General features: G+C 73.6%; 24 protein-coding genes and 1 pseudogene. 17 read left to right on the top strand and 8 right to left on the bottom strand.

Going from position 1 to position 24,465, the window contains the following annotated elements; translation table 11 throughout:
* Nucleotides 1-120: 120 nt before the first annotated feature.
* Nucleotides 121-1,617, bottom strand: a complete 1,497-nt coding sequence (locus CP984_RS09310; protein WP_003986381.1) for an SDR family oxidoreductase — start codon at nt 1,615-1,617, stop codon at nt 121-123.
* A 206-nt stretch (nt 1,618-1,823) separates the two neighbouring features.
* Here CP984_RS09310 and CP984_RS09305 point away from each other — a divergent pair, with 206 nt between their 5' ends.
* Nucleotides 1,824-3,008 (top strand): serine hydrolase domain-containing protein, encoded by a 1,185-nt coding sequence (locus tag CP984_RS09305; protein ID WP_003986380.1) that lies wholly within the window; start codon nt 1,824-1,826, stop codon nt 3,006-3,008.
* Nucleotides 3,009-3,036: 28 nt separating this feature from the next.
* On the opposite strand, the gene cynR is transcribed toward CP984_RS09305, so the two are convergent.
* On the bottom strand, nt 3,037-3,936 hold the full coding sequence (gene cynR, locus CP984_RS09300; protein WP_003986379.1) for a transcriptional regulator CynR: 900 nt from the start codon (nt 3,934-3,936) through the stop codon (nt 3,037-3,039).
* 145 nt (nt 3,937-4,081) lie between these two features.
* On the opposite strand from cynR, the gene CP984_RS09295 reads away from it, so the two are divergent.
* Both CP984_RS09295 and cynS read left to right on the top strand, forming a co-directional pair.
* A complete protein-coding gene (locus CP984_RS09295; RefSeq protein ID WP_003986378.1) occupies nt 4,082-4,690 on the top strand; it encodes a carbonic anhydrase in 609 nt (202 codons plus the stop codon).
* A gap of 25 nt (nt 4,691-4,715) precedes the next feature.
* Nucleotides 4,716-5,192, top strand: a complete 477-nt coding sequence (cynS, locus tag CP984_RS09290; protein WP_030183501.1) for a cyanase — start codon at nt 4,716-4,718, stop codon at nt 5,190-5,192.
* An 84-nt stretch (nt 5,193-5,276) separates the two neighbouring features.
* Here cynS and CP984_RS09285 read toward each other — a convergent pair whose 3' ends face one another.
* Nucleotides 5,277-5,606, bottom strand: coding sequence for a putative quinol monooxygenase (locus CP984_RS09285; protein WP_030183503.1), 330 nt, complete (start codon nt 5,604-5,606; stop codon nt 5,277-5,279).
* 153 nt (nt 5,607-5,759) lie between these two features.
* Complete coding sequence (locus tag CP984_RS09280; protein WP_003980892.1) at nt 5,760-7,283, bottom strand: alpha/beta fold hydrolase; 1,524 nt, start codon at nt 7,281-7,283, stop codon at nt 5,760-5,762.
* Between the two features lie 205 nt (nt 7,284-7,488).
* Here CP984_RS09280 and CP984_RS09275 point away from each other — a divergent pair, with 205 nt between their 5' ends.
* The 10 genes from CP984_RS09275 to CP984_RS09230 are packed head-to-tail and all read left to right on the top strand — an operon-like array spanning nt 7,489 to nt 19,082.
* Entirely contained in the window at nt 7,489-8,748 is a 1,260-nt protein-coding gene (locus CP984_RS09275; RefSeq protein ID WP_003980891.1) for an ATP-grasp domain-containing protein, read from the top strand.
* Nucleotides 8,745-9,614, top strand: a complete 870-nt coding sequence (locus CP984_RS09270) for a Rossmann-like domain-containing protein (protein WP_003980890.1) — start codon at nt 8,745-8,747, stop codon at nt 9,612-9,614. Before CP984_RS09275 ends, CP984_RS09270 begins: the two co-directional genes overlap by 4 nt.
* The gene (locus tag CP984_RS09265; RefSeq protein WP_003980889.1) at nt 9,611-10,699 is read left to right on the top strand and encodes a PLP-dependent cysteine synthase family protein; all 1,089 of its coding nucleotides are present in this window, start codon (nt 9,611-9,613) and stop codon (nt 10,697-10,699) included. The genes CP984_RS09270 and CP984_RS09265 overlap by 4 nt, the downstream gene beginning before the upstream one ends.
* Nucleotides 10,696-11,832 (top strand): dipeptide epimerase, encoded by a 1,137-nt coding sequence (locus CP984_RS09260; protein ID WP_003980888.1) that lies wholly within the window; start codon nt 10,696-10,698, stop codon nt 11,830-11,832. Before CP984_RS09265 ends, CP984_RS09260 begins: the two co-directional genes overlap by 4 nt.
* Entirely contained in the window at nt 11,816-13,066 is a 1,251-nt protein-coding gene (locus CP984_RS09255; protein ID WP_003980887.1) for an MFS transporter, read from the top strand. The genes CP984_RS09260 and CP984_RS09255 overlap by 17 nt, the downstream gene beginning before the upstream one ends.
* Entirely contained in the window at nt 13,063-13,878 is an 816-nt protein-coding gene (locus CP984_RS09250; protein ID WP_003980886.1) for a class I SAM-dependent DNA methyltransferase, read from the top strand. The genes CP984_RS09255 and CP984_RS09250 overlap by 4 nt, the downstream gene beginning before the upstream one ends.
* A 41-nt stretch (nt 13,879-13,919) precedes the next feature.
* Complete coding sequence (locus CP984_RS09245; RefSeq protein ID WP_003980885.1) at nt 13,920-15,524, top strand: ABC transporter substrate-binding protein; 1,605 nt, start codon at nt 13,920-13,922, stop codon at nt 15,522-15,524.
* The gene (locus tag CP984_RS09240; RefSeq protein WP_003980884.1) at nt 15,521-16,519 is read left to right on the top strand and encodes an ABC transporter permease; all 999 of its coding nucleotides are present in this window, start codon (nt 15,521-15,523) and stop codon (nt 16,517-16,519) included. The genes CP984_RS09245 and CP984_RS09240 overlap by 4 nt, the downstream gene beginning before the upstream one ends.
* The gene (locus tag CP984_RS09235; RefSeq protein WP_003980883.1) at nt 16,519-17,481 is read left to right on the top strand and encodes an ABC transporter permease subunit; all 963 of its coding nucleotides are present in this window, start codon (nt 16,519-16,521) and stop codon (nt 17,479-17,481) included. The genes CP984_RS09240 and CP984_RS09235 overlap by 1 nt, the downstream gene beginning before the upstream one ends.
* Nucleotides 17,478-19,082, top strand: coding sequence for an ABC transporter ATP-binding protein (locus CP984_RS09230; protein ID WP_003980882.1), 1,605 nt, complete (start codon nt 17,478-17,480; stop codon nt 19,080-19,082). The genes CP984_RS09235 and CP984_RS09230 overlap by 4 nt, the downstream gene beginning before the upstream one ends.
* A gap of 39 nt (nt 19,083-19,121) precedes the next feature.
* Here the strand turns inward: CP984_RS09230 and CP984_RS09225 are convergent, their stop codons facing one another.
* Entirely contained in the window at nt 19,122-19,706 is a 585-nt protein-coding gene (locus tag CP984_RS09225) for a hypothetical protein (RefSeq protein WP_030183516.1), read from the bottom strand.
* 40 nt (nt 19,707-19,746) lie between these two features.
* Nucleotides 19,747-20,550 (bottom strand): aminoglycoside O-phosphotransferase APH(3')-VIIIa, encoded by an 804-nt coding sequence (gene aph(3')-VIIIa, locus CP984_RS09220; protein ID WP_030183523.1) that lies wholly within the window; start codon nt 20,548-20,550, stop codon nt 19,747-19,749.
* Between the two features lie 95 nt (nt 20,551-20,645).
* Here aph(3')-VIIIa and CP984_RS42990 point away from each other — a divergent pair.
* The 4 genes and pseudogenes from CP984_RS42990 to CP984_RS09205 form a co-directional block, all read left to right on the top strand.
* Nucleotides 20,646-20,780, top strand: a pseudogene (locus CP984_RS42990) (IS5/IS1182 family transposase); the annotation flags it as partial.
* 58 nt (nt 20,781-20,838) lie between these two features.
* The gene (locus tag CP984_RS09215; protein ID WP_003980879.1) at nt 20,839-21,117 is read left to right on the top strand and encodes a response regulator transcription factor; all 279 of its coding nucleotides are present in this window, start codon (nt 20,839-20,841) and stop codon (nt 21,115-21,117) included.
* A gap of 184 nt (nt 21,118-21,301) precedes the next feature.
* Nucleotides 21,302-21,955: a chemotaxis protein CheB gene (locus CP984_RS09210; RefSeq protein ID WP_003980878.1), complete on the top strand. Its 654-nt coding sequence runs from the start codon at nt 21,302-21,304 to the stop codon at nt 21,953-21,955.
* A 24-nt stretch (nt 21,956-21,979) separates the two neighbouring features.
* A complete protein-coding gene (locus CP984_RS09205; RefSeq protein ID WP_003980877.1) occupies nt 21,980-22,717 on the top strand; it encodes a Crp/Fnr family transcriptional regulator in 738 nt (245 codons plus the stop codon).
* A 38-nt stretch (nt 22,718-22,755) separates the two neighbouring features.
* Here the strand turns inward: CP984_RS09205 and CP984_RS09200 are convergent, their stop codons facing one another.
* Nucleotides 22,756-23,907 carry a winged helix DNA-binding domain-containing protein gene (locus tag CP984_RS09200; protein ID WP_003980876.1) on the bottom strand — a complete coding sequence of 384 codons (1,152 nt, stop codon included), beginning with the start codon at nt 23,905-23,907 and terminating at the stop codon, nt 22,756-22,758.
* Between the two features lie 167 nt (nt 23,908-24,074).
* Complete coding sequence (locus CP984_RS09195) at nt 24,075-24,320, bottom strand: hypothetical protein (RefSeq protein WP_003980875.1); 246 nt, start codon at nt 24,318-24,320, stop codon at nt 24,075-24,077.
* Between the last annotated feature and the right edge of the window lie 145 nt (nt 24,321-24,465).

Genomic DNA, 24,465 nt, shown 5'->3' with positions numbered 1-24,465 from the left:
CCGTCCGCACACCGCTCTCCCACTGCGTCCGACCGTGACAGCGAAAGCCGTGTATTCACTCATACGACCGAAGATCGTGGACGCAGGGTAATGGCGGCCGGGCGGGCCCGCCGGGTGGCCTCACCGCCCCACCGCGGTCGCCCGGCCGCCCCGCTCCCGCGCCGCCGCCGCGATGTTGCGCGCCATCCCGCCGAACACCACCGCGTGGAACGGCGCGACGCTCCACCAGTACGCGTGCCCCGCCAGCCCGTGCGGGTGGAACAGTGCCCGCTGCCGGTAGACCGTACGGCCCGCCGCGTCCTGCCCGCACCGCAGCTCCAGCCAGGCGAGCCCCGGCAGCCGCATCTCCGCGCGCAGCCGCAGCAGCCGCCCCCGCTCGATCTCCTCGACCCGCCAGAAGTCCAGCGAGTCACCGGCGCGCAGGCGCTCGGCGTCCCGCCGCCCCCGGCGCAGCCCCACGCCGCCCGACAGCCGGTCCAGCCGGCCGCGCAGCGCCCAGGCGAGCGGGAAGGAGTACCAGCCGTTCTCGCCGCCGATGCCCTCGATGACCTCCCACAGGGCCTCGGGCGGCGCGTCCACCGTGCGCTGCCTGCGGTCGGTGTAGAGGCTGCCGCCCGCCCAGTCCGGGTCGGTCGGCAGCGGATCGCTGGGGGCGCCGGGCACCGAGGCCGACGACCAGCGGGTGGCGACCCGGGCTTCCCGTACGCGCCGCAGCGCCAGCTCCACCGCCCGGTCGAAGCCGGTCCGCCCGTCCGGCGGGTCCGGTACGAACCGCGCGATGTCGTGCTCCTTCACGACGGCCTCGTGGCGCAGCGACTCCGCCAGCGGGCGGGCGATGGCCGCCGGTACCGGCGTCACCAGCCCCACCCAATGGCTGGACAGGCCCGGCGTCAGCACCGGCACCGACAGGATCAGGCGGCGGGGGAGCGCGGCGACGCGCGCGTAGCGCTGCATCATCTGCCGGTACGTCAGGACGTCCGGGCCGCCGATGTCGAAGCCCCGGTTCACCCCCTCCGGCAGCTCGGCGCAGCCCACCAGGTAGTGCAGGACGTCCCGTACGGCGATCGGCTGGATGCGGGTGCGCACCCAGCTCGGCGTGACCATCACCGGCAGCCGCTCGGTCAGGTACCGCAGCATCTCGAAGGACGCCGAACCCGACCCCATGATGACCGCGGCCCGCAGCACCGCGGTCGGCACGCCCGACTCCAGCAGGATCCGGCCCACCTCGCTGCGGGACCGCAGATGCGGCGACAGGGTCCGCTCGTCGGCGCCCTCCGGCACCGGGCCGCCCAGGTAGACGATCCGCCGCACGCCCGCCTCGCGCGCGCACGCGGCGAAGGTGCGGGCCGCGCGGCGGTCGGTCTCCTCGAAGTCCTTGCCGGTGCCCAGCGCGTGCACGAGGTAGTACGCGACCGTGACCCCTTCCAGTGCCTCGCCGAGCGACCGCGCGTCCGTGACATCGCCCTTCACCGTCTCCACCCGGCCGGCCCACGGGTGGTCCCGCAGCTTGCCCGGCGTACGGGCCAGACACCGCACCGTGTACCCCGCGGCCAGCAGCTCCGGCACCAGCCGTCCGCCGATGTACCCGGTGGCCCCGGTCACCAGAACCCGTTCCATGCCGCGCCTCCCTGTCGCCGTACCGGTCCGTGGCGGCCCCTACCCTGCGTCGGTACGCAGCGGCCCGTGCCGGTCCCCGTCGCCCCGTACCGGTACCCGTACCTGTACCGGCGATCCGTGCCGTCCGCCGACTGCGGTTCACCCCACCACCGGAACGGGGGCCAGCCGGATGGCCCAAGCCCGCCGCACCGCGCGACCATCGCCGCATGAGACGCCACTTCCGCCGCGCACGCAGCACCGGCATCGCCGCACTGGCCGCCCTCGGCACGCTGCTCGCCGTGCTGCCGGGCCCGGCCACCGCCGCCGGGCACGCGCGTGCCGACCCGCTCCAGCGGGACGCCGACGCCCTGCGCGACGCCGGCGTCACCGGTGTCGCCGTGCGCCTGCGCACCCCGGACGGCGTCCGCGAGGTCACCAGCGGCACCGGCGACCTCGCGACCGGCCGGCCCGTGCCCCGCGGGGGATTTCTCCGTATTGGCAGTACGACCAAGTCCTTCGTCGCCACCGTCCTCCTCCAGCTCGTCGGCGAGGGCCGGCTCCGGCTCGACGACACGGTGGAGCGGTGGCTGCCCGGCACGGTCACCGGCAACGGCAACGACGGCCGCACCGTCACCGTGCGCCAGTTGCTCGGCCACACCAGCGGCCTGCCCGACTACGCCGCCGACGTGGTCCCGCGCGACCGCCGCGAGTACGAGGCCGAGCGCGACCACTTCTACTCGCCGGAGCGGCTGGTCGCCCTGGCCATGAAGCACCGCCCCGCGTTCCGCCCCGGCACCCGCCACGGCTACTCGAACACCAACTACGTCCTGGCGGGCATGATCGTGCGGGCCGTCACCGGCCACACGTGGCAGGACGAGGTCGCACAGCGCATCCTGCGGCCGCTCCACCTGAAGGACACCCGCGCACCCGAGGGCCGTCCGCGCTTCCCGCACCCGCACGCCACCGAGTACCAGCAGTTCACGCCGGGCGGGCCGTACGCCGACACCACCGCGCCGTACCTGCCCTACGACTCCGGCGCCGACGGCGCCATGATCAGCAAGGCCGCCGACCTCGACGCGTTCTTCGCCGCCCTGAACAGCGGAAGCCTGCTGGAGCCCGCCGAGCAGGCCGAGATGCGCCGTACCGTGGCGGTGCCGGACGCGCCCGACCAGGTCCCGGGCACCCGCGCGGGCCTCGGCCTCTTCAACGTCCCGCTGTCCTGCGGCGGCACGTACTGGGGCCACGGCGGCAGCGGCATCGGCTACGTCGTCCAGCCGGCCGCCACTCCCGACGGCCGCCGCTCCGTCACCGTCTCCCTGCACAGCCGCCCGGCCGACCAGGACACCGCCGTACGCCAGCTCCGGGCCATGAACGCCCTCGTCGACCACGCCCTGTGCGGCATATCGAGGTGAACCGCCCGGCCCCGGCCGCGCGGGGCCACTACTCCTCCCCGTACTCCCGCCCCCACTCCCGGGCGAGCTCCGAGAAGGCGTCGGCCGCGGCACTGCGGTAGGCGCTCTCGCGGCGCAGCAGGGTCACGGTGCGGGCGGGCAGTGCGGGGGAGAGGGCGACGGGGTGCAGCGCCGGCTGTTCGCGGGTGATGGCGTCCGGGAGGACGGTCGCCAAGGAGGTGCGCCGGACGAGTTCGGTCAGGGTGGTGAGGGAGTTCGCCTCCACGGCGATGTCGGGCCGCACCCGGTGCTCGCCGAAGTATGCGTCGATGTGCAGCCGGGTGGCGAAGTCCGCGCTCAGCAGCGCGAGTTGATGGTCGCGCAGCGAGCGCACGGGCAGCGGTGCGGTGCGGTCCGCGTACGGATGGGCCGGGCCGACGACCAGCCCGAGCGCCTCGGTGAACAGCGCGGTGCCGGTGATGCCCGGCAGGTGCGGTCCGCTGAAGGCGATGCCCAGATCCAGCTCGTCGGCCAGCAGCGCCGCCTCCATGCGCTCCTGCGGCAGTTCCCGCAGCGTGAGCGAGATGCCGGGGTGGCGGGTGTGGAACGCGCCGGCCAGCGGGCCGACGAGATAGGCGGTGAAGGTCGGGGTGGTGGCCAGGCGCAGCGTCCCGCGCGACAGGTCCCGTACGTCCAGCACGGCGCGCTCGGCCGCCTCCAGGTCACGCAGCGCACCGCGCGCGTAGTGGGCGTACGCCTGCCCGGCGTCGGTCAGCCGCACGGTGCGGCCCGTACGGTCCAGCAACTGCGCCTTCAGGGCCCGCTCCAGCTGCCGGACCTGCTGGGAGAGCGTCGGCTGCGAGACGTGCAGGGCTTCGGCCGCCCGGGTGAAGTTTCCGTGCTCGGCCACGGCGAGCAGATAGCGCAGATGACGCAATTCCAAGGCCATGCCTGCCACGATAAGCAGTCATGGCGAGCAGGTATAGGCGACAGCGATAGTTGCCATGAGTTGTACGTCTTGGACGCTATAGCCCCAGCTCACGCATGGTGGATTCAGCGGCTTCCCGGCCGAGGTCCCCCAGCAAGGAGTGTCCGTGCATTCTCAGCTCACCGCCGGCGTCCTGCGCTTCCAGCGCGAGGTCCACCCCGCCCGGGCGGTCCTGTTCGAGCGGCTCGCCACCACCCACCGGCCGGGCGCCCTGTTCATCGGCTGCTCCGACGCCCGGGTGATCCCCGAACTGCTCACCCAGTCCGAGCCGGGCGAACTGTTCGTGATCCGTACGGCCGGCAACCTCGTCCCCGCATACGGCCCGCGGCCCGACGCGGTGACCGCCAGCATCGAGTACGCGCTCACCGCGCTCGGCGTCACCGACGTGATCGTGTGCGGCCACTCCGGCTGCGGCGCGATGACGGCCCTGGCCACCGGCGAGGACCTGACCGGGCTGCCCGCCCTGGCCGGCTGGCTGGACGCGGCCGGACCTCCCACGGACCCCGCCCGCCCGGCCGCCGGCACCGAGGCCCGGATCGAGGCCCTGGTCCGCGACAACGTCGCCACCCAGCTCGCCCGCCTCGCCACCCATCCGTCCGTGGCCCGCGCCCTCGCGCGGGACGCGGTCACGCTGCACGGCTGGACCCACGACATCCGTACCGGAGCCGTCGACGTCCTCGACCCGCGCGGCGCCACCTTCACCCCGCTCTCCTGAGCTCCGTCCCGAAAGGACTCCTCCCGTGTCCCCCACCCACGCCCAGCTCGACCCGCAGGCCCGCCAGGACCTGGCGCGGACCGTCGTCGAAGCCAAGATCCGCAAGGACCTCACCTGGGAGCAGCTGGCCGACGGCACCGGCCTGTCCACCGTCTTCGTCACCGCCGCGCTCCTCGGGCAGCACGCCCTGCCCGCCGACGCCGCCCGCACCGTCGCCGCCCGGCTGGACCTGGACGAGGCGGCGGAGCGGCTGCTGCGCACGATCCCGCTGCGCGGCAGCATCCCGGAGGGCGTCCCCACCGACCCGACCCTCTACCGCTTCCACGAGATGCTCCAGGTCTACGGCACGACCCTCAAGGCCCTGATCCACGAGCAGTTCGGCGACGGCATCATCAGCGCCGTCAACTTCCGGCTGGACATACGGAAGGTCGAGGACCCGGAGGGCGGCTCCCGCGCGGTGATCACCCTGGACGGCAAGTACCTCCCGGCCACGCCGTTCTGATCCCGTATCCCGGCCGCGCGGGCAGGGCGCCCCGCGCGGCCGGACGGACGGGCCCGCGGCCCCGGGGCGCCGCGCCCCGGCCGCTCACGCCTCGCGCGGCGACAGCTCACCCATGGGCGCCCAGCCCTCGGCGTCGATCTCGCTGCTGATGATCTGCGGGGTGCTCTCGATGGCCCCGGCCATGGTCTCCAGGCCCGCCTTGAAGTGCGCGGAGTTCACGTGCTCGTCCCCGGCCTTGCGGTCGGCGAAGCCCTCGACCAGCACGAACTCGCGCGGGTTGTCGACGCTGGTCGACCACTCGAAGAACAGGTTGCCCGGCTCCTGCCGGGTGGCCTGCGTGAAGTCGTCCACCAGCGACAGCCACGAGTCCTGGTACTCGGGCCGGACGGTGAACTTGACGACGATGAAGATCATGCTGGCTCCTGCGGTGGTACGGACCGGCTCGCGCCTGCGCGGCCGGGCGGGCTGCCGCCCGCGTCGTCCCCCATGGTGGGCGCACCCGCCCGCCCGCCGAAGAAGGATCGCCGCGCTTTCCGGCCCTCCCGGAAAATCCGCCGCCCGGCGCCGTCAGGTACGCGGGGACGGCTCCGGCAGCCCCGGCCCCTCGCAGTGCACATCCCGCGCCGGGACGGTGCCGCCCACGAGATACGCGCCGACCGTGGTATCCACGCAGCGGTTGCCGCGGCTCGCGAAGACGCCGTGCGAGTAGTCGTCGTGCAGGGTGACCAGCCGCGAACCGGGCAGGACGCGGCCGAGGGCCCGCGCGCCGGCGAGCGTCGTCACGGGGTCGTGCGCGGAGGCCACCAGCAGCGCCGGCGGCGCCGCGGGGCTGCCGAGCCGGGTGCGCTCCGCCGGGCGGACGTGCCAGTACGCGCAGGCGGCAGCCTCCAGGCCGGTCAGTACGGGCTGCGGGTCGGCGCCGCGCAGCCGCCGGATGTCGGCGAGCACCCGCCCCGGCGCGGGCCCCGGCCCGTCGGCGCACTTCACGACCCGGTTGGCGGCCTCGTACGTACGTGACTCGGCCCCGTCGAAGGGCGCGGCGGGCCGCAGCCGGTCGACGCTCCCCTCGTCCAGATAGGCGCGCAGCCCGTCACCGAGGGCGGTCCACCGTTCCGTACGCCCCAGCGCCCGGTAGACGGCCCGGTCGAAGGCCGCGGCACCGAACCCGGCGACCGGCCGCGCCGCCAGTCCGTCCCGCACCCGCCGGTACGCGGCGCCGACCTCGCCCGCCGTACCGCCGAGCCCGAACCGGGAAGCGTGCCGCGCCAGCCAGTCGAAGAGCACCTCGCGCTGGCGCAGCAACGCGAACGCCTGCCGCACGTCGAAGTCGTGCCAGTCCTGCGGCCCGACCACACTGTCCAGCACCAAACGGTCGACCCGGCGCGGGAATCGGGCCGCGTAGGCGGCGCCCAGGTACGTGCCGTACGAGACGCCCAGATAGCTGATGCGCCGCTCGCCGAGCGCGGCGCGGACGGCGTCCATGTCCCGAGCGGTCTCGCTGGTGGAGAGGTGCGGGAGAGCGTCGCCCGTGCCCGCCGCGCAGTCGGCGGCCAGCCGTCGCTGGGAGTCCAGGTAGGCGCGCTCGCCGGGCCGGTCGCGCGGTACGGGATCGAGCGGCGCGGCGCCGGTGCCGGGTGCGTCGAAGAGCCCGCCCATCGCTCCGCAGTCGGCGGGCGCGCTGTGCCCGGTGCCGCGCGGATCGAAGCCGATGACGTCATAGGCGCGGCGCACCGCGTCCGGCAGCTTGGCGCGCTTGGTGACCGCGTACGGAAGCCCGGAGCCGCCAGGCCCGCCGGGATTGACCAGCAGGACCCCGCGCCGCTCGGCGGGCGTCCCCGAGGCGCGGACGCGGGAGACGGCTATCCGTATGCGCGTGCCGTCCGGCCGCGAGTGATCCAGCGGCACGCTCACCGTGCCGCACTCGACGCGTTCCGGCGGGGGAGGGGCGGGGACGGACGCCGGGCAGGCGCCGAAGCGCAGGGACGGGGCGGGAGCGCCGTCGCGGGGTTCGGCGGCCGTGGCGGTGGACAGCGGTACGACGCTCGTCAGGAGCGCGCAGAGCAGGGCGGTGCGCCGCGGGGCGTGAGGCATGGGGCTCGCAGTTCGGGACAGCGCGGAGGGCGCGGGCGGGCGTCGCGGGCGAGGAGAGGGGACGGAACGGCAAGAAAGATGCGCCCACGAGATGACAATGAAAATCATTAGCGTTAGCATCGCGTTCGGTCAACACCGCACCACGGCCGCCGAGGCCTCCCCGTGGCGTGCCCGGAAGCGAAACCACCTGCGCAGAAGGAGAGTTGTGGCGCATCTGCTGATGGTCGAGAGCTGGGTCGGGTCGATGGGCAGGCTGCTGCCCCGCGCCCTCCGCGAGGCCGGACACGACTTCACCTTCCTCACCCGCGACCTCCACCACTACCTGCGGTCCGCCCCCGAGGGCACCGCCCACCCGCTGCTCGCGGCCCGCAACGTGATCACCGCCGACACCAACGACACCGACGCCCTGCTGCCGTACGCCGAACGCCTGCACGCGGCGATGGGCTTCGACGGCGTCCTCAGCTCGTGCGACTACTACCTGCCCGCCGTGGCGCGCATCGCGGCCCGCCTGGGACTGCCCGGTCCCGCGCCGGACGCCGTGGAGGCCGCCTGCCGCAAGGACGCCACCCGGCGCGCGCTGGACGCGGCCGGCGTGCCGGGCCCCAGGTTCGCGGTCTGCGGCGACTGGGCCCGGACCGCCGAGGCGGCGCGGGAGATCGGCTTCCCGCTGGTGCTCAAGCCGGTGGACCTGTGCGCCGGGATGTACGTACGGCGGGTGGACGACGAGAGCGAACTGGCGCGCGCGCACCGCGAGCTGGCCGCCTTCCCCGTCAACGCGCGCGGGCAGCTCCGCGCCCCCGTCGTCCTGCTGGAAGAGCTGCTCGACGGGCCCGAGGTCAGCGTCGAGACCGTGTCGTACGGCGGCGCCGTACGCGTCGTCGGGGTGACCGACAAGAGCGTGGGCGGCGCCCCGGCGTTCGTGGAGACGGGGCACATGTTCCCCGCCGCACTGACCACCGCCGACGCGGAAGCGGCCGCGGACACCGCCCGCGCCGCACTCAAGGCGCTCGGCCTGGACCAGGTCGTCGCGCACACCGAGATCAAGCTCACCGCGGCCGGGCCGCGCGTGGTCGAGGTCAACCCGCGGCCCGCCGGCAACCGCATCACCGAGCTGGTCCGCCACGTCACCGGCATCGACCTGGCCGCCGCCTTCGTGGAGGTGGCGCTCGGCCGCGAGCCGGACCTCGTACCGCGCGAGACCGGGCTGCGCAGCGCCGCCATCGGCTTCCTCGTCCCCGAACGCACCGGAGTGCTCCGGGAGATAACCGGCGCCGACGGGCTCGACGGGCGGCCCGGCGTGCTGGAGGTCCAGCTCGCCGCGCCCGGCAAGGCCGTGAAGGAGACCGGCAGCAACAACGGGTACCTCGGCCACGTCATGGCCGCAGACAGCGAAGGGGCGGGCGCGCGTGCCCGCGTCGAAGAGCTGCTGGCCGGCCTGTGTCCGCGGGTGGTGGACGAGCGATGAGCCCGGTGGGACAGGCGGCGGTGACCGTGCGGCCCGCCGCGGCCGATCATTCGGACCTGGTACTCCGCGTACGGGCCGGCGAGCTGGGGCCCGACCCCCGTACGCAGAAGATCGCGGTGGCCTTCACCACCAGCCAGGCCGTACGCCACGAAGGGCGCAGCGGCGGCTACCGCAACGAAGTGCTCAGCCTGCGCCTCGGCAGCGCGGTGGGCTCCTGCGCCGTGGAGCCCGGCGCGCTGCCCGCCGCCGCGATCGACGACTGCGTGGGCGCCGACATCGCGGCACTCCTCGACCATCCGCTGGCGCCGGTACGGGTCGCGGCCCTGGACGCGTACCTGATGCACGCCCTGCCGCACACGCCTGCCAACGGCGCGCAGCCCTGGCAACTGCCCGCCGGCGACTCGCTCGCCAAGTCCCGGGCCCGCGCCCGCGGTGTCGCCGGGCTGCTCCCCGTCGCGCCCGGCCGCACCGTCCTGGTCGTCGGCGTCGTCAACTCGCTGCTGGAGGCGCTGCGCGCCCGCGGACTGGTCTGCGTACCGTGCGACCTCAAGGGCGGCCGTACGGAATGGGGCGAGCCGATCCGCACCGACGCGCTCGCCGAACTCGACCGCTGCGACGCCGTACTGGCCTCCGGCATGACCCTCGGCAACGGCACCTTCGAGCCGCTGCGCGCCCACTGCGCGCGGCACGCCAAGCCGCTGGTGATGTTCGCGCAGACCGGCAGCGCCGTACTGCCCCGCCTCCTGGGCGCCGGGGTGAGCGCCGTGTGCGCCGAGCCGTACCCGTTCTTCTGGCTCGACGGCGGGCCCGGCGTCGTCCACCGCTACACCGGCTACGCCCTGTCGGCACAGGGAGGCACCCGATGACCGCCGCCGTGCTGGGCGCGCCCGCCGCCAACCGGGAACTCCTCGCCCTCGTCGGCCGTACGCCCCTGGCCCGTATCACCGGCGACCTGCCCTGCCCGCACCCCGGCTTCTGGGCCAAGCTCGAAGGGCTCGGCGCGGGCGGCATGAAGGCGCGCGCCGCGGTCTCCATGCTGCTCGGCGCCCGCGAACGGGGCGAACTGCGACCCGGCGCGCCGGTCGTGGAATCCACCTCCGGCACCCTCGGCATCGGCCTGGCCTTCGCCGGCCAGGCCCTCGGCCACGACGTGATCCTGGTCTGCGACAGCGAACTGGAACCGTCCATGCGGCAGTTGCTGCGGGCCTACGGCGCGCGGCTGGAGATCGTCGACCGGCCCGCGCCGGAAGGCGGCTGGCAGGCGGCCCGCCTCGCCCGGCTGCGCGAACTGCGCGCCCTGCTGCCCCACGCGTACTGGCCCGACCAGTACAACAACCCCGACAACGCGGCGGGCTACGCCTCCCTCGCCGCCGAGATGGCCGCCTCCCTCGACCACCTCGACGTCCTGGTGTGCAGCGTCGGCACCGGCGGCCACAGCTCCGGGATCATCGGCCCGCTGCGCCGCCACTGGCCCGCGCTGCGCCTGATCGGCGTGGACGCCACCGGCTCGACCATCTTCGGCCAGCCCGCCCGGCCCCGCCTGATGCGCGGCCTCGGCAGCAGCATCCACCCGCGCAACGTCGCCTACGGGGCCTTCGACGAGGTGCACTGGGTGGGGCCCGCCGAAGCCGCCGACGCCTGCCGGCGGCTGGCCCGCGGCAGCTTCGTCAGCGGCGGCTGGAGCACCGGCGCGGTCGCGCTGGTCGCCGCCTGGGCGGCGCGCGTGCACCCCGGCGCCGTCGTCGCCACCGTCTTCCCCGACGGCCTGCACCGCTATCTCGGCACCGTCTACGACGAGGACTTCGCCGCGGCCCACGGCCTGGACGGGCAGGCCGTCGCCACCCGCCCGGTGGAACTGCCGCACCCCACGGCGGCCGAAGCCACCGGCTGGGCACGGTGCACCACCGTCGTCGACCCGAAGGCAGCCGTCATAGGGGAGGGCGTCGCATGAAGGGCACCCTGCGCGTCGTACGACTGCGGCTCGCCGAACCGCTGCGCATCTCGCGGTCGGTGACGGCCGAACGGGACGCCGTCTGGCTGTCCGTGGAACACCACGGACTGCGCGGCCACGGCGAAGCCGTCACCAGCGTGTACTACGGCCTCGACACCGACACCCTGAGCCGCCTGCTGGCCGGCGCCGCCGTCGAACTCGGCCGCTTCCCCGACCCCGAAAGCGCCCTGGACGCCCTGCGCGAAGGCGGCCTGCCCGCGCCGGACACACCGCCCGCCGTCACCGCCGCCGTCGAATCGGCCCTGCTCGACCTCGTCGGCAAGCGCGCCGGAAAGCCGGTCCACCAACTGCTCGGCACCGAGCGGCGGCCCGTCGCCGCCACCGCCCGCACCATCGGCATCGTGCCCACGGAACGGGCCCGCACCCAGGCCCGCTGCCTGGCCGAGAGCGGCTTCACCGTCCTCAAGATCAAGGCCGGTACGGCGGACCCCGAGGACGACCTCGCCCGCGTACGCGCCGTACGGGACGCCGCCCCCACGGCCACGCTGCTGCTCGACCCCAACGGCGCCTGGACGCCGCAGCTGGCCGGACGGCTGCTGCCGCGCTTCGCCGAACTCGGCGTCGAGGCCGTCGAGCAGCCGACGGAGCCCGGCGACCCCGAAGCGCTCGCCCGCCTCGCCGCGCGCTCCCCGCTGCCCGTCATCGCCGACGAGGACGCCGTGTCCTTCGCCGACGTCGAGCGGCTGGCCGGACGGGTCCAGGGCGTCAACGTCAAGCTCGCCAAGTGCGGCGGCGTCCACGCGGCCCTGCGCATCGAGGAACTGATCGCGGGCAGCGGCACCCGCCTCATGCTCGGCTGCCTGACCGCCGGCACCCTCGGCATCGCCCCCGCCGTCCACCTCGCCGACCGGGCCCGCTGGACCGACCTCGACGGGCATCTCCTGCTCGCGCACGACCCGTGGACCGGCATCGGCGGCACCGACGGGACCGTACGCGCCGGAACGGGCGCCGGGCTGGGCGTACGGCCGGTGCCCCCGCGCGCGGAACGGACCGCGGCAGCGCCGCCCCCAGCCCGGCTCGCAGCACAGCTCGCAGTACAGAAGGAAAGGCACCACCGTGAAGACGTGGAGTGAGATGCGGGCCTTCCCGCTCGCCATCCGGCTCCTGCTGGTCAACCAGCTCGGCGTGAACATCGGCTTCTACCTGCTCATCCCCTACCTCGCCACCCACCTCGGCGAGGACCTGGGAATGTCCGCCGCCGTGGTCGGCATCGTGCTGGGCGTACGCAACCTCAGCCAGCAGGGCCTGTTCATCCTGGGCGGCTCGGCCGCCGACCGGCTCGGCGCCCGCGGCGTGATCATCGCGGGCTGCGCGCTGCGCACCGTCGGCTTCGCCCTGTTCGCGCTCGGCGACGGACTGCCCGTCCTGCTGGCCGCCTCCATACTCAGCGGGCTCGCCGGGGCCCTGTTCAACCCGGCCGTACGGGCCTACCTCGCGGCCGAGGCGGGCGACCGCAAGGCCGAGGCGTTCGCCCTGTTCAGCATCTTCGCGACGACCGGCGCCCTGGTCGGACCGCTGATCGGCAGCGCACTGCTGCTCGTCGACTTCCGCGCCTCCGCCCTCACCGCCGCCGCGATCTTCGCCCTGCTCACCGCCGCCCAGGCCGCCGTCCTGCCCGCCCGCGAGGTGCCCGCCTCCAAGAGCAGCGTGCTCGGCGACTGGCGCGAAGTCCTCGCCAACCGGGCCTTCCTGGCCTTCTCCCTCGCCATGGTCGGCATGTTCACCATGGAGAACCAGCTCTACCTGCTGCTCCCGGACGGCGCCCGGCGGGCCACCGGCTGGGACGGCGCGGCCGGCATCGTCTTCCTCGCCGGCACGCTGGCCAACCTCACCCTTCAGATGCGCATCACCCGCTCCCTCAAGGAGCGCGGCACGCGGGCGCGCTGGGTCGCCATCGGGCTGGCGCTGATGGGCGCGGCATTCGTCCCGCCGATGGCCGTCGCCGGGGCGTCCGGAACGGGCGGTGGCGCCGGCCGGGCCGCGCTCGCCCTCGTACCCGTCCTCGCCGGGGCACTGCTCCTGTACGTCGGCGTCATGATCGCCCAGCCGTTCGTCATGGAGCTGATACCGGAGTTCGGCCGCGCCGAACTCACCGGCACCTACTTCGGGATCTTCTACGTCGTCTCCGGCATCGCCGCCGCCGTCGGCAACACCGTCGTCGGCTGGGCCATGGACGCGGGCACCCACGGCGCCCCATGGCTGCCCTGGGCGTGCTGCCTCGCCTTCGGCCTCGCCTCCGCGGCAGGCGTCGGCTGGCTGCACCGGCTGCGCGCCCTGCCCGTACGGGCCGTGGCGGTGACGGCATGAGCGAGCACGCCACCGCCCGGAACCTGCTGACCGACAACCCCGCCCTGTATGAGGCCCGCTTTCCCGACCCGGACCGGCTCGCCGCCCGCTGGACCGAGGAGGTGCTGCGCACGCACGGCGCCGGACCGCACGTCCTCGACCTCGGCTGCGGTACGGGGCGCGACGCCGCCCACCTGCACGCCACGGGCCGTACGGTCGTCGGCGCCGACCTGTCGGACGCGATGCTCGCCCACGCCCGTACCCACCACCCCGGACCCCGCTACGTAAGGGCCGACCTGCGCCGGTTCCGTCTTACGGATCTCGCGGCGCAGCCCTTCGACGCGATCGTCTGCCTGGACAGCGCGCTGCTGTACTGCCACACCAACGACGAACTGGACGGCTTTCTGGACTCCTGCAGGCGCGCGCTGACACCGGGCGGACTGCTGGTGGCAGAGATGCGTAACGGCGCGTTCTTCCTCGGCCGTACAGAACTCCTGGATGCGCCGCAGATCCGCGGCTTCGCCTGGGAGGGCACCGTCTACCGGTCCGTCACCACGCTCACCGTCGACCGGGCGGCCCAGCTCCTGCGCCGACGGCGGGTGTGGAGCACTGAGGACGGCTCACCGCCCGTCGAACAGCACTCCGCGTGGCGGCTGCTGTTTCCCCAGGAACTGCGGTACGCACTCGCCGCGCACGGCTTCACCGTGCTGGACCTGCACGACGGGCCGGGGCCGCGTACAGAGCCGCCCTGGCGGGCTGGTTCAGCCGTGCTTCCAGGGGGTTCTGCCGATGGTGACCGGCTGCATCTCGTGGCCCGCTTGGGCGACGGCTGAACTCCTCTTTTCGACCCACTCTCTGTGAGGCGTGACCCACCATGACCGAACTCCCCTCCTCCCGGCCGACCCGCCGGGAACCCGGCGACCTCCCCGGCCTGCGACGGCGCGGCTTCCTCGCCGCGTCCGCCGGTGTCACGGCCGCCGCCGGACTCGTCCTGGCCGGCTGCGGAACCGCCCCCGGCCCGTCGGACACCGGCGGCAGCCCCCGGCGCGGCGGCCGGCTGCGCGCCGCCTTCGCCGGGGGCGGCGCCTCCGAAACCCTCGACCCGCACCTGGGCAACCTCTTCGCCGACGCCGCCCGCGCCAAGGCCCTCTACGACAAGCTGGCCGACTGCGGCACCGACATGGCCGCCCGCCCCCGCCTGGCCGCCAAGTGGGAACCCAACGACACCCTCGACCGCTGGCGGATCACTCTGCGCAAGGCGGCCTTCCACGACGGCAGGCCGGTCACCGCCGAGGACGTCCTCTACAGCTACCGCCGCATAACCGACCCCAAGAAGGCGTACCGCGCCAAGGCGTCCCTGGAGCCCATCGACCTCGCCGCCAGCCGGGCGGTCTCGCCGGACACCGTCGAGTTCCGGCTGAAGCGCCCCACCGCCGAATTCCCCAACGTCCTCGCCGCCTTCGGCGCGTACATCATCCCCAAGGGCACGACCACCGCCGACTTCGCCAGGCCCGTCGGCTCCGGCCCCTTCCGCTTCGTCTCCTTCGCCCCCGGCCGCTCCTGCGTCGTCAAACGCAACGACGCCTACTGGGACGGTGCCCCGCACCTCGACGAGCTCGAATTCGTCGTCGCCAACGAGGAATCGGCACGCGTCAACGCCCTGCTCGGCGGCCAGGTCGAGTACGCACACGAACTCAACCCCACCACCGCGCGCGCCCACGAGGGCAAGGGCCAGATCGAGATCGTCCGGCTGCGCAACAGCGCCATGCAGTCCTTCGCCATGAAGACCGACCGCGCCCCGTTCGACGACAAGCGGGTCCGCGAGGCGTTCTTCCTCATCGCCGACCGCAAGGAGCTCCTCGACGGCGCGCTCTCCGGAGCGGGCGAGATCGGCAACGACCTGTTCGGCAAGGGCTACGAGTACTACGCGGGCGACCTGCCGCAGCGCCACCAGGACCTCGACCGCGCCCGCCACCTCCTCAAGCAGGCGGGCGCCGAGGACCTGCGGATCACCCTCGACACCTCACCCGTCGCTGCCGGGTTCACCGAGGCGGCCGGCATCTTCCGCGACCAGGCCGCCAAGGCGGGCGTCACCGTCCAGGTCAGGTCCGGCAGCAAGGACAGCTACTGGAGCGACATCCTCGACCACGGCACCCTGTGCTGCTACCGCTCCGGCGCCATGCCCATCGAATCGCACATCTCCCAACGGCTGCTCAGCGACTCGACGACCAACGCCACCAAGTGGCACCACAAGGACTTCGACGCCCTGTACCAGCAGGCCCAGTCCACCAAGGACAAGAAGGAACGCGCGGCCGTCTACGGGCGGATGCAGCGCCGCCTGCACGCCGAGGGCGGCTTCCTGGTATGGGGCTTCGCGGACTGGATCGTCGGCACGTCCCGCCGGGTGCGCGGCGTGGCGCACGACGCGCCCGCCAACACCCTGGACTGGGCGCGGTTCGACAAGGTGTGGCTGGCGTGACGGCGGTGGCTGCGCCCCCACGGGCGCGGGCGGGCGCCGTGGAGGCGGCGCTGCGCTCCTGGCTCGCGCGCCGGCTGCTGCTCGGTGTCGCGCAGACCGCCGCCGTCGTGCTGCTGGTCTTCGCGCTGACCGAGGCGCTGCCGGGCGACGCCGCTGTAGCCCTGGCCGGGGACCAGCCCGACCCGGCCCGCATCGCGGCCATCCGTACGGAACTGGGCCTGGACCGCCCGGCCGCCGAACGGTTCGCCGACTGGCTCCTCGGGCTGCTGCACGGCGACCTCGGCACCTCGCTGGCCTCCGGCCGCCCCGTCGCCACCTACCTCGCCGACGGCTTCGGCCCCACCCTGCTGCTCGCCGCGATCACCGTGGTGCTGCTCGTACCGGCCGGCGTCGGGCTCGGCGTACTGGCGGCGCGCCGCGCGGGCTCGCTCGCCGACCGGCTGGTCAGCTCCGCCACCCTCGCCGTCTACGCCGTACCGGAGTTCGCCCTCGGCGTGCTCCTGGCCACCCTCTTCGCGCTACGGCTGGGCTGGCTCCCACCGACCGCCGTCGGTTTCGGCGGCGACCTGCTCGCCCACCCGGCCGTCCTGGTCCTGCCCGTGCTCGTCCTGCTCTCCCGGCCGGTGTGCTCGATCAGCCGCCTGGTACGGGCCGGAATGATCGACGCGCTGCGGTCCCCGTACGTCCGCCAGGCGACCCGGTACGGCCTGTCCACCGCGCGCGTTCGCTACCTGCACGCCCTCCCGAACGCCCTCGCGCCCGCCGCGCAGCAACTCGCCCGCACCGTCGACTGGCTGCTGTGCGGAGTGATCGTCGTGGAGGCGCTGTTCGTGATCCCCGGCCTGGGCACCGTCCTGATGAACGCGGTCGCCGAGCGCGATGTGCCGGTGGTCCAGGGCCTGGCCGTGGTCTTCGGCGTCATCGCGGTCGTCCTCAACCTCGGCGCCGACCTGGTGGCCCGACGGTTGGCGCCGCGGGCGGGGGTGGCGGCGTGATGACGGAACGGCTGAAGAGGACGGGGCGCGGCGAAGCGACGACGTGGACGAAGCGGGCGACGCGGTGGCCCGGCCGGACCGGGCTGCTGATCGCCGCGGTGCCCCTCCTGCTCGCCCTCCTGGGGCCGCTGTTCGCGGGCGACGCCGGGCCGCGCACCGCGTCCTTCACCCTCGGCGGCGGCCACTGGCTCGGCACCGACTTCGTCGGCCGCGACGTATGGCGGCAGATCCTGCTCGGCGGGCAGTCCGTGGTGCTCGTCGCGCTGGCCGCGACCGCCCTCGCCTACGCGGTCGCCGTACCGCTGGGCCTGGCCGCCGCCCTCACCCACCGCGCCTGGCTCGAAGAACTGCTGATGCGCCCGCTGGACGTGCTGCTCGCCGTGCCGTCGCTGCTGCTGATCCTGCTGGTCGCGGCCGTCTTCTCCCCGGGCGCCGCGGGCCTCGCGCTGCTCGTCGCCCTGGTCAACATCCCGGACGCGGCCCGCATCGTACGCGCCGCCGCCTCAGAAGCGGCCGCCCGCCCCGCCGTCGAGGCGCTGCGCATGCAGGGCGAGACCTGGTGGCGTACGGCGGTCGGCTACGTCGGCCGGTCCGCGCTGCGCACCTTCGCCGCCGACGCGGGGGTACGGCTGACCGGCGTGCTCTACCTCGTCGCCACCGCCGCGTTCCTGGGCGTCGGCGTGGAACCGGACGCGGCGGACTGGGCGGTCATGGTCGACCGCAACCGCACCGGGCTGTTCGTACAGCCGTGGGCCGTGGTCGTGCCCGCACTGCTGATCGTGGCCCTGTCGATGGGCGGCAACCTGCTCTTCGACGGGCTGCTGGAGGGGGAGGGGCGCGAACGTCCGCTGAAAGGGGAGAGCGGGGAGGGCCGGAAGCGTCCATGGCCTCACCCGGGGGCGTCCCTTCTCGGACCGTCCCTTCGATTCTTCCCACGACACACCAAGGAGGGCCGCCGGTGAGTGCGGCAGCGAACGTCGTCGCCGAGGTCGACGGCCTGCGGGTCGAGGTCGGCGGCCGGGCCGTCGTCGACGGAGTGAGCCTGCGGGTCCGCGCGGGCGCGGTCACCGCCCTGGTCGGCGCGTCCGGCAGCGGCAAGACCACCACGGGTCTGGCCCTGCTCGGCGCGTACCCGCCGGACGCCCTGGTCACGGGCACGGTGACCGTCACCGGCGGCCTGGTCGGCCACGTACCGCAGCACCCGGCGGCCGTCCTCAACCCCGCCCGCCGGGCCGGCGCCCTCCTCGCCGACATCGCCCGTACCCAGGTACGCCACCTCCCGCGCCGCGAGCGCGCCAAGGCAGCCCGCCACCGCATCACCGAGGCCCTTACCCGAGCCCAACTCCCGGACGCCGCCGATCTTTTGCGCCGCTACCCCCACCAGCTGTCCGGCGGCCAGCAACAGCGCGTCGTACTCGCCCAGGCCCTTCTCCTCGGCGCCCGCGTCGTGGTCGCCGACGAGCCGACGACCGGCCAGGACGCCCTCACCAAGCGCCGCATCGTGGCGGAGCTGATGTCGGTCGTCCAGCAGGGCATCGGCGTCCTGCTGCTGAGCCATGACCTGGACGTGGTACGGGAACTCGCCGACGAAATCGTGGTCCTCAGAGACGGCCGGGTGGTTGAGGCGGGGCCGGCGGAGCAGGTGGCGTCGGCGCCTCGGGACGCCTGGACGCGCCAGCTGTTCGCGCCCCGGGACGCCTGGACGCGCCAGTGGTTCGCGTCCCGGGAAGAGCAGACCGACGCCGGGACCCGTAGCGCACCGGAGCCCGAACCCCGCCCCGTACTGGAAGTGCGCGACCTGACTGCACACCACCGCGGCAGCAGGCCCCGCCGCACCGTCGACGTGCTGCGCAACGTCTCCCTCCGCCTGCCACCCGGCGCGCGAGTGGCGGTCGTCGGCCGCTCCGGCAGCGGCAAGACGACGCTCGGCAGGTGCCTGGCGGGCCTCCACCGTACGTACGAAGGCGAGATCCTCCTCGACTGCGTACGACTGCCGCGCAGCCTCCGCGACCGTACGCCCGCGCACCTGGCGGCCGTCCAGTACGTCTTCCAGGACGCACAGGCGTCCTTCGACGAACACCGCACGGTCCTGGCGCAGGTCGCCCGCACCGCGATCCGTCTGCGCGGAGCCGCCCCCGCGGACGCCACACGGGAGGCCGGGGAACTCCTCGCCGAGGTCGGGCTCGGCGAGCAGCACATCCACAGCCGCCCCGGCCGGCTCTCCGGCGGCGAACTCCAGCGCGCGGCCCTCGCCCGCGCCCTCCTGGCCCGCCCCCGCGTCCTGATCTGCGACGAGATCACCTCGGGCCTGGACACGGTCACCCGGCACGGCATCCTCACCGTCCTCGACCGCCACCTCCGCGAACAGCCGGACCTGGCACTGGTGTGGATCACCCACGACCTCGGCACGGCCACCACCGCCAACCAGATCCTCGTCCTGGACGCAGGCAACCCGGTCGAACAGGGCCCCACCGGCCAAGTCCTCGCGGCGCCCGGCCATCCCTTCACGGCCGCCTTGGTGGAGGCGTCATCGGGGGCGCGGGTGGGAGTGCCCGGGGCGTAGGGGAGGGGCTGGAAGGCGCCCCCCTGACACGGTGCCCTTTCACCCCGCCTGGTGGGCGGTGCGGGCCGCTTCGATGAAGTCCTCCAGCGCCGCCCAGAAGGGCGAGAAAGCGGTACGGAACTCCTCCCGGGCGTCGGCATCGCCCTCCATCGCCGCTTTGACGCACCGGTAGAACGTGCCGGTCGTCCGCTGGAGGGCGAGCGCGGCGGCCGCGGCCTCGGGCGGCCCCTCCAACTCGACGACCCGCGCACAGCGACGGATCTTCGCGTACTCCGCGATCTCCCGATCGTGCAGCTCCTTCAGAGCCTCCGCGATGTCACCCGCCCTATCGGGACCGTCGGCGCCACCGGAGCTTCCGGCACCACCGGAGCTTCCGGCACCATTGCGCAGCACCGCCAAGATCTCCCAGTACAGCTCACCCATGCGGTGCGTCTGCTCGATCAGGTCCAGGTACGCGGCCCGGCGGCTCTCCCGCAGCCGCTCGGCCCGCTGCGCCCGCGCGGCGATCTCCGCCTGAACCCGAGCGGCTCGCGTACTGCCCCGCCCGGCCACCCAACTCGCAAGAACCGCCGTACCGCCCGTCACGGCCGCGATGGCCAACGTCCACACTGTGCTGTCACCCACGCGACGCAACCCTACCCAGCCACCAACACCATCAGGTCCCTCAGAAGAACTCGTCCAACAGCCGGTAAAACGCCAGCTTTTCCTCCGATACCGCCCCATCCCACCCGCGCCCGTACTCCCGCAGGAACGCCGCGGAACACTCCGGCCCGAACCACGGGTCCTCCTCGTGGGCCAGCTCGCGCAGCACCAGCGCGAGATCGGAGTGCCGGTCCGCACGGCCGACCCGCCCCACGTCGATCAGCCCGGTCACCTCGCAGGTACGAGGGTCGAGCAGCACGTTGTCCGGGCACAGGTCACCGTGGCAAACCGCCAGATCCTCGTCCGCAGGCCGAGTCCGCTCCAGCTCGGCGAGAAGCCGCTCCCCCGACCACCCCTTCCGCTCCTCGTCCAGATCCTCCAAGTCGACGCTCCCTTCAGCGACAGCACGGGCCGCCTGCGGCACCGTCACCGCGAGACTGCGATCGAACGGACACCGCTCCCAGTCCAGCGCGTGCAGCGAACGAGCGAGCCCCGCGAGCGCCACCGCCACGTCCAGCCGCTGCTCCCGCGGCCACCGCGCACTGGCCGGACGCCCCGGAACCGCTTCGGTGACCAACCAGGCGACCCTCTCGTCCCCACCACCCTCCACAACACGAGGTACGGGAATCCCCACCTCCGCCAACCACACCAGCCGCTCAGCCTCACCCAACAAGCCCACCCCGGCCCCCAGAGCTGCCACCTTGACAAACAACTCCCGCCCACCACCCCGAAGCCGATAAACACCAGCCCCCGAGGCCCCATCCTCCACAACAACCCACTCACAACCGGGATACCGACCCCGCAGTGCACGCAACGCATCGTCCATGCTTCGAAATTCTTCAGCACCGGGGATCGTGGTGCATCCGACTTTGGGTGGACGGATGAGGGAAGAGCCACCGCACTTGCAAAGCCTGACATTACGGGCGGCACCCACTGGCCTTGCTGATCACGCCGGGACAGACCGGAGCCCCACGGCCGGACCACTTGAGCGGCGGCAAAGCGTACAGCTCCCGCCAAGACCGCCGTCCCCTGCGGCACAGGCAGCTCAAGCACACCAGACACCTCCCCGCGTGACCTCGCCCACGCCGTCCGCACCGTCGCCGAAGGCAGCGCCATGCTCACCCCCAAGGTCATCAAGCGGCTGCTCGACACCTTCGCCGGTCTGGAGCCCGAAGGGGCCGCCGAGGCGCGCCTGCGCCTGTCGGTTCTCACCGGCCGTGAGGGCGAGGTGGTGGGGGCCGTGGCCAGGGGACTGTCCAACGCGGAGATCGGGCGCGAGCTGGCGATGGGCGAGGGCACGGTCAAGGCCCACGTCAGCCGGGCCCTGGCCAAACTGGGGCTGTCGAACCGGGTGCAGATGGCCCTGCTCGTACGGGACGCGGGCAAGAGATAGGGCGCGTACGGGACGCGGGCAAGAGATAGGGCGCGTCGGCGGGGTTGTCCTCGCCGGTCGTTCCGCTGTCCGTCTCGCACGGCCCCGGCCCGATCGGTGTGGGGCCCCGGCCTCGGCTCGCCCGAAATGGGGCCCCGGGCCCCACCGGGCTCCTGTGTGCGGTCCCGGGCATTAGGCTGGTCTTGTGTTCGGTACCGTTCAGAAGTCGTTCGCCGCTTTCGACGTGGTCTGCATGGCCGCGTCGCTCGGCGGCGTGAGCGCGTACCGCCACATCCTGGCGGCACTGCCCGACACGTTTCCCGCCGCCCTGGTGCTGGTGCAGCACCGGCCGGTCCGGGAGCGGGACGGGCTGGTCGGGGTGTTGCGGTACCGCTCCGCGCTGCCCGTACGGCTGCTGGAGGACGGCGATCAGCTGGCGCCCGGCGTCGCGCACGTCGTACCGGCGGGCCAGTGGGCGGCCTTCACCTCCGAGGGCAAAGTGTCGCTGCACGCCGCGAACGGCCATCGCTCGGCGGACCCGATGTTCGCCTCCGCCGCGGCCGCCTTCGGGCCCCGGGCCCTGGCGGCGGTGCTCACCGGGCGCCTGGAGGACGGGGCCCTGGGCGTACGGCACATCAGAGGCGCGGGGGGACGGGTGCTCGCCCAGGACATCACCACCTCGGAAGCCTTCGGCATGCCGAGCGCCGCGATGGCCACCGGCTGCATAGACTTCGTGCTGCCCCTGCCGGTGCTGGCTCACGCGCTGGTCAGCTTGGTGATGGTGCCGGGCGCCGCGGGGCTGATGCGGGTGTCGCTGCCGTCCTGGGCCGCGGTGATCCCACCCGAGGCCACCGCCTGACCACGGGACGAAAGGCGGGTACGCATGACGAACGGCGCCACCGGTCCGTACGACCCCAGGGGCAACCGTCTCCTCGCCGCCCTTCCGGAGGCCGAGCGCCGCAGGCTGGAGCCGCACCTGGAGCCGGTCGAGCTGAACTCCGGTGATGTGCTGTACCGCCCCGGGGAACCGATCGACGCCGTGTGGTTTCCCGTACTGGGCGTGATCTCGATCGTCGCCGAGCTGGACGGTCCCGCCGTCGAGGTCGCCACCGTCGGTGACGAGGGCATGGTCGGGCTTTCGGTCTTCCTGGGCGCCGGCAGCCCCACCGAACGGGCGGTGTGCCAGGTCCCCGGCCGGGGGCTGCGGATGGAAGCCGACCGGTTCCGCCACGAGATCGCCGTCCTGGACGGGCGGCTGCAGCAGATTCTGCAACGTTTCACCCAGACGATGTTCACCCAGCTGGCGCGGAACGCGGCCTGCAACCGCAGTCATCGCACCCGTCAGCGGTGCGCCCGCTGGCTCCTGATGACCGGCGACCGGATGCACAGCGACCGGTTCCCGCTCACCCAGCGGTTCCTCGCCCAGATGCTCGCGGTGCGCAGATCGTCGGTCAGCGAGGTCGCGGGCGCCCTGGCCGAGGACGGCTGCATCAGCTACAGCCGCGGCATCATCACGCTCCTGGACCGCGAGCGCCTCGAAGCGAACGCCTGCGGCTGCTACCGCGTCATCCGCGAGACCATCGACGCGCCGTTCCCTTCGGTCACCGATCCGGGCCGGTGACACAGTCGCCCTGAGTACGGTGCGGTTTCGGGCCCGGCTCAGGGACCCGGCGGGAGCAGCCGGGTCTCGGCCGCCGGAAGACCCTTGGCCCACCAGTGGTCGTAACGGCGGTACGCCCCAGGGTCGCGGTCGGCGAGGAGCCGCGCGAGCGAACGGGCCTTGGCGGCCAGCCCGTCCCAGACGTGACGGGGGAGCGGGTGGAAGGTCCCGGCCTCGATCCCCCCGCCGACCGGGCGCCAGACACCGGCGACGTACCCGTCGACCAGCAGAGTGGGCAGCACGTCGCCGTTCCTGCGGATCACATGCTTGCGGTACGCGGGCGGAATGACGCGTCCGCGATCGGCGTAGGCGAGCAGGACGCTGTCCCACATCGCCATCAGGCGGGGCGGCGCGGGAGTGTCTTCGTCCGGCCGGGGCGCGCCCGGTATGTCGTACAGCACCACCCCGTCGGGGCCCTTCAGAGATACGAGCTCCTCGGCGAGCGCCTGTACAGCGGCGCGTACCCGCGACTGCTGTACCAGCGCGAACTGCGCCACGTCCGCCACCGACGCCGGCCCGAACCCCGCCAGATAGCGGCGGACCAGAGCCTGCAATCCTGCGGCGGCCGCGTCGGGGTCCGCGAGGACCGGCCGTGTGCTCGCCGCGACGTGCGTCTGACGGGTGTCGAACAGCCAGGGCGCGTCAACAGGCGCGTGCCATAGCGGAACGTATTGCCGCAGCATGCGCCAGGCCGACGGCTCCAGCGGCGCACCCAGACGCTCTTCGAGCCACCCCTGCATGTCGCTGGTGGTGCGCGGTCGGTCGGCGAACTCCAGCAACTCCGGTACGAGCGCGCCGGCGTCGGCGGCAGTCAGCCCGGACGCCGTGAAACGGGCGTCGCCGAGCCTGGCGCCGCGGAGCGTCGGTTCCACGGCCTCACGGAAAGCGCGGTAGTCCGTGGCGTGGACCATGTGCAACGTCACCCGCATCAGCGTTGCCTTGACCGCCCGGAAGCCGCACACGGCGGCGTCGAGATCGGCAGGGGAGAAGCCGCTGAGCCGGTTCCACAGAGCGACGTACGGCGACGCGGGCTGCTGCGCCTGTAGGGCGACCACCTGCTTCAGCCCGTCGGCCACATCGAGCGGCGCGCGGGCGAGCAGCAACTGCCGGGCCAGCGTGGAACGGTTGAGGACACGTGCGGTGATCACCATGCGGTGATTCTGCCGCCCCGCCGGGGGTGCGGCCCATACCCCACGGCCTCTTCGGCGCAGGTTACGCCCCGGCCTCACCGTTTGATCTACGTGGCCGAACAGCACGTGCGGGCCGCTCCTCATGGACGCGGCCCGCCCATGGGCCACCTCTCCGGCCCGGTCAAGCGTCAGGATGCCCGCATCCAGCCGGGCGACTCGACACCCCAGAACTCGTTGAGCGCCAGGCAGGCCGCCCGGGACCCGGTCCCGAGATCGCCCCACACCGTCCGAAGGTCGAACCCCCGGTCCGCGGCCATGAGCAGCGCTTCGAGGAAACCCGTGACCACGGCCGTACGGTCCTCCTGCGAACCGGTCGCCTGGACGCTCTCCAGGACGTCTAGGGCTTTGCGACGCGTCTGGGCCCGGCTCACCATGTCGCGCTCGACGAACGCGGTGCCCGAGGGGAACTGGTTGCGGTGCGCGATCGGCTCCCTAAGTCTGCGGGCGGCGACAGCCTCAAGCCGATGCCTCTGGTGCGTGCTGCCCCACCCATCCGGTCTCGCCGCGAACCGCGGACCG

The organism is Streptomyces rimosus (assembly GCF_008704655.1).
In the GTDB taxonomy this organism is placed as follows: Bacteria; Actinomycetota; Actinomycetes; order Streptomycetales; family Streptomycetaceae; genus Streptomyces; species Streptomyces rimosus.
Note: the sequence above shows the minus strand (reverse complement) of the source record. Positions and strands in the feature narration are given on the sequence as shown.

Bases quoted from the DNA above. Each gene is read 5' to 3' on its own strand.
- CP984_RS09310 (WP_003986381.1), bottom strand. From the start codon at position 1,617: ATGGAACGGGTTCTGGTGACCGGGGCCACCGGGTACATCGGCGGACGG.
- CP984_RS09195 (WP_003980875.1), bottom strand. From the start codon at position 24,320: ATGGTGAGCCGGGCCCAGACGCGTCGCAAAGCCCTAGACGTCCTGGAG.
- CP984_RS09200 (WP_003980876.1), bottom strand. From the start codon at position 23,907: ATGGTGATCACCGCACGTGTCCTCAACCGTTCCACGCTGGCCCGGCAG.
- CP984_RS09285 (WP_030183503.1), bottom strand. From the start codon at position 5,606: ATGATCTTCATCGTCGTCAAGTTCACCGTCCGGCCCGAGTACCAGGAC.
- CP984_RS09250 (WP_003980886.1), top strand. From the start codon at position 13,063: ATGAGCGAGCACGCCACCGCCCGGAACCTGCTGACCGACAACCCCGCC.
- CP984_RS09260 (WP_003980888.1), top strand. From the start codon at position 10,696: ATGAAGGGCACCCTGCGCGTCGTACGACTGCGGCTCGCCGAACCGCTG.
- CP984_RS09215 (WP_003980879.1), top strand. From the start codon at position 20,839: ATGCTCACCCCCAAGGTCATCAAGCGGCTGCTCGACACCTTCGCCGGT.
- CP984_RS09280 (WP_003980892.1), bottom strand. From the start codon at position 7,283: ATGCCTCACGCCCCGCGGCGCACCGCCCTGCTCTGCGCGCTCCTGACG.
- CP984_RS09270 (WP_003980890.1), top strand. From the start codon at position 8,745: ATGAGCCCGGTGGGACAGGCGGCGGTGACCGTGCGGCCCGCCGCGGCC.
- CP984_RS09265 (WP_003980889.1), top strand. From the start codon at position 9,611: ATGACCGCCGCCGTGCTGGGCGCGCCCGCCGCCAACCGGGAACTCCTC.
- CP984_RS09205 (WP_003980877.1), top strand. From the start codon at position 21,980: ATGACGAACGGCGCCACCGGTCCGTACGACCCCAGGGGCAACCGTCTC.
- CP984_RS09245 (WP_003980885.1), top strand. From the start codon at position 13,920: ATGACCGAACTCCCCTCCTCCCGGCCGACCCGCCGGGAACCCGGCGAC.
- cynR (WP_003986379.1), bottom strand. From the start codon at position 3,936: ATGGCCTTGGAATTGCGTCATCTGCGCTATCTGCTCGCCGTGGCCGAG.
- CP984_RS09305 (WP_003986380.1), top strand. From the start codon at position 1,824: ATGAGACGCCACTTCCGCCGCGCACGCAGCACCGGCATCGCCGCACTG.
- CP984_RS09235 (WP_003980883.1), top strand. From the start codon at position 16,519: ATGACGGAACGGCTGAAGAGGACGGGGCGCGGCGAAGCGACGACGTGG.